The organism is Streptomyces sp. sk2.1 (genome assembly GCF_008120935.1).
Taxonomy (GTDB): domain Bacteria; phylum Actinomycetota; class Actinomycetes; order Streptomycetales; family Streptomycetaceae; genus Streptomyces.
In genome coordinates this window covers 1,339,462-1,348,917 of sequence record NZ_RDBO01000020.1, presented here as the reverse complement: position 1 = coordinate 1,348,917, position 9,456 = coordinate 1,339,462, and the positions used below count along the sequence as shown (strand labels likewise).

Below are 9,456 nucleotides of genomic sequence, written 5' to 3'. Positions count from 1 at the left end.
GTTGCTGGGGTGGGCCGAGTGGGGGCCGGTGGACGGGGTGCCGGTGCTGTTGTCGCCCGGCGCGGCCACCAGCAGGCACCTCGGGTTCGGTGCCGACGCCGTGGCCGGGCTCGGGGTGCGGCTGGTCTCCGTCGACCGCCCCGGGCTGGGGGCCTCCACGCCGCTGCCGGGCCGTACGTTCGACGACTTCGCCGAGGACATCCGCGCGTTCGCCGCGCTGCGCGGCCTGGAGCGGCCCCTGATGGTCGGCAACTCGCAGGGTGCGCCCTTCGCGCTGGCCTGCGCCGCCGCGGGGGCGGTCGGTGCGCTCGCGGTGGTCTCCGGTGCGGACGAGGTCGCCGAGCCGCGTTTCGCCGACGTGCTCCCGGAGGACCTGCGCCGCCTCGTCGACCTGGCCGTGTCCGACCCGGCCGCCGCCGAGCAGGTCTTCGCCGGGTTCACCGCGCAGGGCATGTGGGACATGGTCATGTCCCACAGCCCCGAGCGCGACCTCGCCGTGTACCGGCAGCCCGTGTTCGCCGCCGCCTACCGGCGTGCCCTGGACGAGGCCTTCGCGCAGGGCGCGGCCGGCTACGCCCGGGACACCGCCCTGACCATGGGGCGCTGGGGGATCGGGCTGTCGGACATCGCCGTGCCCGTCGACCTCTGGTACGGGCAGGAGGACACCGGCCACTCGCCCGACCACGGGGCCGGACTGACCTCGCGCATCCCGGGCGCGGTCCGGCACCTGGTGCCGGAGGCCGGCGGATCGGTGCTCTGGACCCACGCCGAACAGGTGCTGCGCACCCTCCTGGCCCACGCCCCGACCTCCTGAGCACGGAGGAACACGGCACAGAAGGGCCCCCGCCTGTCACGTCCAGGCGAGGGCCCTCCCTCCATCCGCCTGCCGGGTGAAGGTTGAGAAGACGATCACGAGGCAGGGCGCTTCACGCGCCTCCCGGTCAGGGGGCGAGCAGCAGCACGTCGGCGCGCTCCTTGGCGGCCGCGTAGCGCTTCGCCACGTCCTGCCAGTTGACGACGGCCCACATCGCGTCGATGAAGTCGACCTTCTGGTTCTTGTACTGGAGGTAGAAGGCGTGTTCCCAGGCGTCGAAGACCAGGACCGGGACGGAGCCCTGGCCGACGTTGCCCTGGTGGTCGTAGACCTGCTCGACGATCAGCCGGCCGCTGACCGGCTCGTACGCCAGGACGCCCCAGCCGGAGCCCTGCGTGGTGGCCGCGGCCTTCGTCAGCTGGGCCTTGAAGCCGGCGAACGAGCCGAACGACTCGGTGATCGCGTCCGCGAGGTCGCCGACGCCGTCCGCCGCGAGGGGCTCGCCGCCGCCGTCGCCGGTCATGTTGTGCCAGTAGATCGAGTGCAGGATGTGGCCGGACAGGTGGAACGCGAGGTTCTTCTGGAGGCCGTTGATCGCTCCCCACGCGCCCTTGTCGCGCGCCTCCTCCAGCTGCTCCAGGGTGTCGTTCGCGCCCTTCACGTACGCGGCGTGGTGCTTGTCGTGGTGGAGCTCGATGATCTGCGGATTGATGACCGGTTCGAGCGCCGCGTAGTCGTACGGGAGTTCCGGAAGCGTGTACGTGGCCATGTGGTCGAACCCTCCAGCTGCTGTCCTGTTGTTATTGCAAGTTCTATGCAGGAGCAGGCTAACAGCAGGAAGGTGTCCGAAGTGATCAGTCCTTCGACCTAGGACGTGTCCCGGCCCGCCTCGGCCCGACGGGCCCGCCTCCATCCACCGGGCCGGGTGGACGGAGACGGGCCCGTCGGAGCGGGTGGTCAGGCGCGGGCGCGGGTCCGGGCCGCGGCGAGGCGGGTCAGGTGGTCCTCGTACTCCTTCGCGTAGTGCGCGGCGCGTGCCGGGTCCGGCTCGACGATCCCGGTCGGGGCCGTCCACGCCGCCGTGTCCAGCTCCGTCCCGAAGCGCCGCGCCGCGGCCAGCACCGCGCCGCGCGCACCGACCTCGCCCTCCACGATCCGGACCGGCCGGCCCAGCACGTCGGCGAACAGCCGCATCCACGCGGGCGAACGGGTGCCGCCGCCGCACAGGGCGAGGGTGCCGGTGAGACCTGCGGCCTCCAGGCAGTGCCGGGCGGCGAAGCCGATGCCCTCGCAGACCGCCCGGATCAGGTCCCCCGGCGTGGTCTCCAGCGACACGCCGGTCAGTTCGGCGCGCAGCCTCGGCTCGACGAACGGGGCGCGTTCGCCGGACGGGGCGAAGTAGGGCAGCACCCGGACCCCGTTCGCGCCGGGCGGGGTGGCGGCGAGCAGCGCGTCCACCTCGGTGTGGCGCACCCCGGTGGTGCTCAGGACCCAGTCCAGGGCCGCGGTGCCGACCATCGCGGGCATGGCGCGCAGCCAGTGACCGGGACGGTCGGTGGAGATGTGCAGCCCCGCCGGTTCGCCCTCCAGATCGAGCCGTTCGGTGGCCACCAGCGCGGCCAGACAGGTGCCGACGATCAGCAGCCCGTCGCCCGGCCGGGTGACGCCCGCGCCCAGGGCGCAGGCCGCCAGGTCGTACGGGCCGTTGGAGATCGGTAATCCGGAGGGGAGCTCGGCGGTCGCGACCGGGTCGCTGACCGGGGCGAGGAGCGGGGCCCGGTGGGTGAGGCCGAGCGCGGCCACGACCTCGGGGGAGTACGCCCGGGTCAGCGGGTCCAGGAACGGCATCGACGCGTCGGAGACGTCCGTGGCCCGGACCCCCGTGAGCCGCTGGAACACCATGTCCTTGCAGTACAGGGCGGTCGCCGCCGCGTCGAGCGAGGCCGGGTCGTGCCGGTCCAGCCAGGCCAGCACCGGCCCCGGACAGCCCGGGAACATCGCGCTGCCGGTGCGCCGGTAGACGGTCTCGAAGACACCGGACTCCAACCAGGCGTCGACCAGTTCATGGGCCCGGCCGTCCATCCAGGAGATCGCCGTGCGGACCGGCCGGCCCGCCTCGTCGACCAGCCAGACGCCGTCGCCCTGACCGGTGAGACCGGCGAACGCGACCCCGTCGGAGCCGAGCGCGGCCAGCACCTCGCGGACCGCCCCGTACAGCTCGTCCATGTCCTGTTCCACGAAACCGTCGTGGATCGCGAGGCCCACCGGGCGGGACTCGACCGCCAGGGTGCGGCCCCGCGGGTCGAAGGCCGCGGCCTTCACCACGGACGTGCCGACGTCGATGCCGATGTAGCGCGGCTCGGTTCCAGTCACGGTCACAGCTCCCATCGGAGTGCGTGGGCGAGCGGTTCGCCCCGCACGTGGCGGGCCACCTCGGCCGCCGCGATCCGGGCCGCCTTCTGCGCGACGGCCCGGCTGGCCCCCGCCACGTGCGGGGTCATCAGCAGGTTCGGGGTGCGGAAGAGCCGCGACGTGGCGGGCGGCGGCTCCTGCTCGTACGTGTCGAGCGCCGCGGCCCGCAACTGCCCCGAGTCCAGGGCGTCGCACAGCGCCTCCGTGTCCAGCAGCCCGCCCCGGGCCGCGTTGACCAGCACCGCGCCGCGCGGCAGCAGCGCCAGTTCGCGGGCCCCGATCAGATGCCGGCTCTCCGGGGTGAGCCTGGCGTGCAGGGTCAGCACCCGGGAGCGGGCCAGCAGCGACTCCAGCGACGGGGCGCGCATGCCGTGCACGTCGCCGCGCACGTACGGGTCGTACACCTCGACCTCGGCGCCGAACGCGGCGAGCACCCGGGCCACCCGGCTGCCCACCGCGCCGTAGCCGATCAGGCCGACCGGGGTGTCCTCCAGCTCCAGGCCGCAGTGTTCGTACGTGTAGTGGGAGGCGTCCCAGAGGCCGTCGACAGCCAGGGAGTGGTGCGACTCGGGGATGCGGCGCAGGGCGGAGAGGATCAGCCCGACGGTGAACTCGGCGGTCGCCGCCGCGTTGCGCCCCGGGGCGAAGCACACCCGTACGCCCCTGGCCCGAGCGGCGGCGGCGTTCACGTTGACCGGACCGCCCCGGCAGACCACGACCAGCCGCAGGTCCGGGGCGGCGGCCAGGACCCGCTCCGTGAACGGGGCCATCTGGGTCACGCACACCTCGACCCCGTCCAGGGCGGCGATCAGCGCGTCCTCGACGTCGCTGGCCTCGTCGACCTCGGCGACCCTGCCGAAGGGCTCCAGCGGCCAGGGCAGGGTGAGCTCGGTCAGGTGCGTCCCGGTGTCCTGGGAGTCGGTGCCGAGGGCCCGGTCCAGGGCCTCGGCGAGCAGGGAGTTGCGGACGAAGTGGTCACCGGCGAGCAGGATCCTCGTCGGGGGTCGGACCGTCTCGGGGCGGGTCATCGCAGAGCGTCTCCTTGTCCGGGGGTCGGGGACACGGGCGGCCCGGGGGCCGGCGGTGATGCCTGGTGATGCCTACGGTGTCATCGGGGACGGGGCGCGGCCCCGGACCGGCACGCGGGTCCGGCCCGGTCGTCCGCCATCTCCACCCCCGCGCCGGATCGGACGCCCGCCGCTCCCGGGTCCGTGCCGGACCGGACGTTCGTCGGTACCGGGTGCGCGCCGGACCGGTCATCCGTCGTCGTCACCTCCCGCGCCGGACCTCCGACCGGTGGCGCAGACCTCGTAGGGCACCTTGTGCTCGTCGAGTTCGCGCAGTGCCCCGGGGGACGCCCCGTCGTCGACCAGCAGCAGGTCGAAACGGGAGAGCGGGGCGAGCCGGTGCAGGGCGACCCGGCCCAGCTTGGAGTGGTCGAGCAGCAGCACGTTGCGGCTCGCCGAGTCGAGCATCGCCCGCTTCACGGAGACGATGTGCTGCTCCTGGTGGTAGGCGAAGCCGCCGGACGCGGCGGAGGTGGAGGTGAAGCAGACGTCCACCTGGAGCGACTGCACCGCCTCCACGCACGAGACGCCGAGGAACGAGGAGTGCAGCGGGTCGAAGTCGCCGCCGAGCCCCATCAGACGTATGCCGCGCTCCTGCGACAGCAGGTTGATCGCCTCCAGGAAGTTGGTGACGACGGTCAGCGGGGTGATGGAGCGCAGCCGCCGCGCGATCTCCAGGGTGGACGTCGAGTCGTCGAGCATCACCGCCATGCCCGGTTCTATGAGCTCCAGGGCCCGTTCGGCGATGGCGGCCTTCTCGGCGCGCATCGTCTTCAGCCGGTAGGAGACGTTCGACTCGAAGACCCCGGACGGCTGGGCGGTGACGCCGCCGCGGAACTTGCGGACGACGCCCTGCCGTTCCAGCTCGTCCAGATCCCGGTGGATGGTCATCAGGCTGACGTCGAAGCGCTCCGCCAGTTCCGCGGCGCTCACCTCGCCCTGTGCGAGGACGTACTCGGCCATGGAAGCCTGCCGGGGGGCGGGCCCCCGCTGTGGAACGTTGCTCACGTGCTGATCCTTCGTCCTGGACGTGCCGGCCGGTCGGCTCCGGGGCGTGCTCCCGTCCGGCGGGAGCACGGGCGGAACGGCTCCGGCGCCGGGCCCGGCCGTCGTCGCGCGGGCGGCCGGCGCCGGACGTGCGGGTGTGCGGACGTGCGGGCGTACGGGGTGCGCGGGGTCCGGCCGTGACCTCCACGGTCCGGCCGGGGACGGGCAGGTGGGCGACGGCGGCGTTCACACGTTGAGCCGACTGGTTAACAGAGCTTGGAACAACGGAAGTTGGCCGTCAATCCCTCGCGCAACGGAAATTCTCGGTGCAGAGTGAGAAGTTCACAGAGGGGACCGATATGTGGATGGGCATCGATCTCGGCACGCAGAGCGTCCGCGCGGTGGTGGCGGGGGACGACGGTGAGATCCTCGGCAGCGGCTCGGCGCCGCTCACCGGCAGACGCGACGGCGTACGGCACGAGCAGCAGCCCCTCGACTGGTGGGCGGCCGTCCGCGCGGCGAGCCGCCAGGCCCTGCGCGACGCCCCCGCCCCGCGGGCGCTCGCGGTCTGCGCCACCTCCGGCACCGTGCTGCTCGGCGACGCGGCGGGCCGGCCGCTGACCCCGGGCGTGATGTACGACGACGGCCGGGCCGCGGCGGAGGCGGCGCGGGCCGGGACCTCGCCGAGCTGGGGCCTGCCCAAGGCGATGTGGCTGCTGCGGGAGCACGGGGGAGCGGCGGGCGGCGCCGTACGGATCATGCACCAGGCCGACGTGGTCCTGGCCCGGCTCGCCGGGACGCCGCTGCCCACCGATTCCAGCCACGCCCTGAAGACCGGCTACGACCCGGAGCGGGACGAGTGGCCGCGGCGGAGGTTCGGGAAGCTGGGCCTGCCCGACGGACTGTTCCCGGACGTGGTGCGGCCGGGGACGCGGATCGGCGAGGTGGGGCGGGCGGCGGCCGAGGAGACCGGGATCCCGGCGGGCACGGCCATCGTCGCCGGGATGACGGACGGGTGCGCGGCGCAGATCGCCTCCGGTTCGCTCGCCGTCGGCTCCTGGAATTCGGTGCTGGGCACCACGCTGGTGCTGAAGGGGGTCACCTCGTCGCCGGTGCAGGACCGGGCCGGGGTGGTCTACAACCACCGGGCGCCGGACGGGAGCCGGCTGCCCGGCGGGGCCTCGGGGGTCGGCGGCGGGGCGCTGACCGCCGTATTCCGCGACGCGGACCCGGCCCGGCTGGACGCGCTGGCCCGTGCCCACGAACCGGCGCGCGTGGTGGCGTACCCCCTGGTGGCGACGGGGGAGCGCTTCCCGTTCGTCGCACCGGAGGCCACCGGGTTCCTGCTCGGCGAACCCGCCTCCGACGCCGAGCACTGGGCGGCCCTGCTGACCGGGGTGGGACTGGTCGAACGGCTCTGCTTCGACTACCTCGACCTGCTCGGCGCCCCGGCGCACGGCGCGCTCACGTTCACCGGCGGCGCGGTCCGCAGCGGTTACTGGAGCCGGCTGCGCGCCGACATCCTGGGCCGCCCGGTGCGCATCCCGCGGTACAGCGAACCCGCGCTCGGCATGGCCGTCCTCGCCGCGTACGGGGCGGGGGCGACGGACACGCTGCACCGGGCCGCGGCCCGGATGGTGCGGCTGCGGCACGTGCTGCGCCCCCACCCGACGCGCACGGCGTGGTACACCGAGCCGTACCTCACCCTGGTGGACGAACTGGAGCGCCGCGGCTGGCTCCCCGGCCCCGTCGCCGCCCACGCCCGTACCCGAACGGAGAACCCATGACCGGGAGCCCGGCCACCCTGCTGCTGGCCCGCCACGGACAGACCGTCTGGCACGCCGAGAACCGCTACGCCGGCGTCAGCGACGTCGCCCTCACCGACGAGGGCCGCCGCCAAGCCCGGCAACTGGGCGAGTGGGCGGCCCGCAACCGGGTCGACGCGATCTGGACGTCCACGGTAGGCCGGGCGATCGAGACCGCCCGCCCCGCGTGCGAGGCGCTCGGCATCACACCTCGGCGCGAACACGAGCTGCGCGAGTGCGACTTCGGCGAGGTGGAGGGGCGAACCCTGGCGGAGTTCGCGGCGGAGCACCCCGACCGGGCCGCGGAGTACCGCGCCGACCCGGTTGCCCACCCCTTCCCCGGGGCCGAGGACCCCCGGACGGCCGCGGCCCGGGGGGCGGCGGCGCTGCGCCGGATCTCGGCCGGGCACCCGGGGCAGCGGGTGCTGGTCGTCGCACACAACACCCTGCTGCGGCTGGTGCTGTGCGAACTGCTGTCGATCCCGCTGGGCTCCTACCGCCGGGTCTTTCCGCAACTGCGGAACACGGCGGTGAGCGAGGTGCGGATCGGGGAGTCGGGCGGGGCGCTGCTCTCCCTCAACGTGCCCTGCGCCCCGGACACCCCTACTCGCTGAGCACCGTGCCCCGCCCGCCGGATGCCGGACGTCACCCGGCGGGCGCGGCCCGGCGCCGGCGCACGACGCCGACGGCGATCAGCGCGGCGGTCAGGGCCCCGGTCGCCAGCAACTGGTCGCGGGTGTCGGGCCGGAGCAGCATCAGGACGAAGACGCCGACCATCGCCAGCAGCGCCAGCACCGTCAGGACCGGGAAGAGCCACATCCGTACGACGAGCTTCTCCGGGGCCGAGCGCTCCAGCCGGCCGCGCAGGATCAGCTGGGAGACGGCGATGAAGATCCAGACCACCAGGATCACCGCGCCGATCATGTTGAGCAGCCAGTGGAAGACGTCGTCGGGACGCCAGTAGCTGAGCAGCACGCACAGGAAACCGAACCCGGACGACACCAGGACGGCGGTGCGCGGGACCCCCGAGGAGATCCTGCCGAGCTGCTTCGGGCCCTGGCCCCGGGCGACCAGCGAGCCGGCCATGCGCGAGGCGCCGTAGATGTTGGCGTTCATCGCGGAGAGCAGGGCGACCAGGATGACCACGTTCATGATCTGGGCCGCGCCGTGGATGCCGAGGTGGTCCAGGGTCGCGTAGAACGGGCCGACCTTCGCGACCTTCTCGTCGTCCCAGGGCACGAGCGTGACGACGACCGCCATCGAGCCGACGTAGAAGAGCGCGATCCGCCACATCGCCGTCCGCACCGCGGAGGCCACGCCCCGCACCGGGTTCTCGGACTCGGCCGCGGCGATGGTGACGGTCTCCAGACCGCCGTACGCGAAGACCGAGGCGAGCAGGCCGACGACCAGGCCCTCGACACCGTTCGGCATGAAGCCGCCCTCGCCGCTGAGGTTGGCGGTCCCGGGCGCGTCCGTGCCGGGCAGCAGCCCGAGGATCGCCAGCAGGCCCAGCACCAGGAAGAGCGTGATCGCCACGACCTTGAGGGTGGCGAACCAGAACTCGAACTCGCCGAACTTCTTCACCGAGGCCAGGTTCGCGCCCAGGAACACCAGCATGAACAGCGCGACCCAGATCCACTCCGGGGTGCCGGGCAGCCAGCCGGTGACGATCTTCGCGGCGCCGATGCCCTCCAGGCCGACGGCCACGCAGAGCAGCACCCAGAACGCCCAGCCCACGGTGAATCCGGCCCACGGCCCGATCGCCCGCTCCGCGTGGACGGAGAAGGAGCCGGAGGCCGGGTTCGCGGCCGACATCTCGCCGAGCATCCGCATCACGAGCATGACCAGCAGCCCGGAGACGGCGTACGCGATGACGATCGACGGGCCCGCGGCGGCGATGCCCTCGCCGGAACCGACGAAGAGCCCGGCGCCGATGACGCCGCCGAGGGCGATCATCGAGAGGTGGCGCTGCTTGAGCCCGTGGGTGAGTGCGGAATCAGTCCCGGTTCCCCCGGCACCACCGGTGCCGGGAGAGTCGGGGGAGTCGGAGGTGTCGGTCGGGACGCCGGTGGGGGGAGGCGCGGAATTCCGGGACATGGACGTGCTCTGTTCGATAGGTGAGACGTGGGGGACATGCGCGGACAGTTTGGACACGCACCCCGGCGACGGGGAACCGGCGTCCGCTATCCGGGCGCGATGCTCACCCAGGGTATGCGGTCGGACACGGTGGGGCGGTGGCCCGGCCGTATCGGGCCCCGGGGGTGCCCCGGGATGCGGAAGCGGTCCGCCCCGACTCCGGGAAGGCGGCCCGTCTGTCGGACGGCTCCTCGGCGGATTTAGCGGGAACCTACAGTTCCGCAAGGGTGCCCGA

The 9,456-nt window shown here is 73.6% G+C and carries 8 protein-coding genes; 3 read left to right on the top strand and 5 right to left on the bottom strand.

Annotated features, from left to right (window positions below; genetic code table 11):
* Window position 1 precedes the first annotated feature (1 nt).
* Complete coding sequence (locus EAO76_RS09490; protein ID WP_148835203.1) at window positions 2–814, top strand: alpha/beta fold hydrolase; 813 nt, start codon at window positions 2–4, stop codon at window positions 812–814.
* Between the two features lie 127 nt (window positions 815–941).
* On the opposite strand, the gene EAO76_RS09485 is transcribed toward EAO76_RS09490, so the two are convergent.
* The 4 genes from EAO76_RS09485 to EAO76_RS09470 all read right to left on the bottom strand — a co-directional run bounded on the left by EAO76_RS09485 (window position 942) and on the right by EAO76_RS09470 (window position 5,256).
* A complete protein-coding gene (locus EAO76_RS09485) occupies window positions 942–1,583 on the bottom strand; it encodes a superoxide dismutase (protein WP_148835200.1) in 642 nt (213 codons plus the stop codon).
* A 188-nt stretch (window positions 1,584–1,771) separates the two neighbouring features.
* Window positions 1,772–3,187, bottom strand: coding sequence for an FGGY-family carbohydrate kinase (locus EAO76_RS09480; RefSeq protein WP_262375324.1), 1,416 nt, complete (start codon window positions 3,185–3,187; stop codon window positions 1,772–1,774).
* A gap of 2 nt (window positions 3,188–3,189) precedes the next feature.
* Window positions 3,190–4,254, bottom strand: a complete 1,065-nt coding sequence (locus tag EAO76_RS09475) for an NAD(P)-dependent oxidoreductase (protein ID WP_148835196.1) — start codon at window positions 4,252–4,254, stop codon at window positions 3,190–3,192.
* A 228-nt stretch (window positions 4,255–4,482) separates the two neighbouring features.
* Window positions 4,483–5,256 carry a DeoR/GlpR family DNA-binding transcription regulator gene (locus EAO76_RS09470; protein ID WP_148835666.1) on the bottom strand — a complete coding sequence of 258 codons (774 nt, stop codon included), beginning with the start codon at window positions 5,254–5,256 and terminating at the stop codon, window positions 4,483–4,485.
* A 383-nt stretch (window positions 5,257–5,639) separates the two neighbouring features.
* Between EAO76_RS09470 and EAO76_RS09465 the strand changes: the two genes are divergently transcribed.
* Together EAO76_RS09465 and EAO76_RS09460 are read left to right on the top strand one after the other, a co-directional pair.
* The gene (locus EAO76_RS09465) at window positions 5,640–7,067 is read left to right on the top strand and encodes an FGGY-family carbohydrate kinase (protein ID WP_148835194.1); all 1,428 of its coding nucleotides are present in this window, start codon (window positions 5,640–5,642) and stop codon (window positions 7,065–7,067) included.
* The gene (locus EAO76_RS09460; RefSeq protein WP_148835193.1) at window positions 7,064–7,699 is read left to right on the top strand and encodes a histidine phosphatase family protein; all 636 of its coding nucleotides are present in this window, start codon (window positions 7,064–7,066) and stop codon (window positions 7,697–7,699) included. The genes EAO76_RS09465 and EAO76_RS09460 overlap by 4 nt, the downstream gene beginning before the upstream one ends.
* Window positions 7,700–7,730: 31 nt before the next feature.
* Here EAO76_RS09460 and EAO76_RS09455 read toward each other — a convergent pair whose 3' ends face one another.
* Window positions 7,731–9,182 carry an amino acid permease gene (locus tag EAO76_RS09455; RefSeq protein ID WP_148835191.1) on the bottom strand — a complete coding sequence of 484 codons (1,452 nt, stop codon included), beginning with the start codon at window positions 9,180–9,182 and terminating at the stop codon, window positions 7,731–7,733.
* Between the last annotated feature and the right edge of the window lie 274 nt (window positions 9,183–9,456).

Excerpts from the sequence above, each read along its gene's own strand:
- EAO76_RS09475 (WP_148835196.1), bottom strand. The coding sequence starts at position 4,254 with ATGACCCGCCCCGAGACGGTCCGACCCCCGACGAGGATCCTGCTCGCC.
- EAO76_RS09470 (WP_148835666.1), bottom strand. The coding sequence starts at position 5,256 with ATGGCCGAGTACGTCCTCGCACAGGGCGAGGTGAGCGCCGCGGAACTG.
- EAO76_RS09455 (WP_148835191.1), bottom strand. The coding sequence starts at position 9,182 with ATGTCCCGGAATTCCGCGCCTCCCCCCACCGGCGTCCCGACCGACACC.
- EAO76_RS09485 (WP_148835200.1), bottom strand. The coding sequence starts at position 1,583 with ATGGCCACGTACACGCTTCCGGAACTCCCGTACGACTACGCGGCGCTC.
- EAO76_RS09460 (WP_148835193.1), top strand. The coding sequence starts at position 7,064 with ATGACCGGGAGCCCGGCCACCCTGCTGCTGGCCCGCCACGGACAGACC.
- EAO76_RS09465 (WP_148835194.1), top strand. The coding sequence starts at position 5,640 with ATGTGGATGGGCATCGATCTCGGCACGCAGAGCGTCCGCGCGGTGGTG.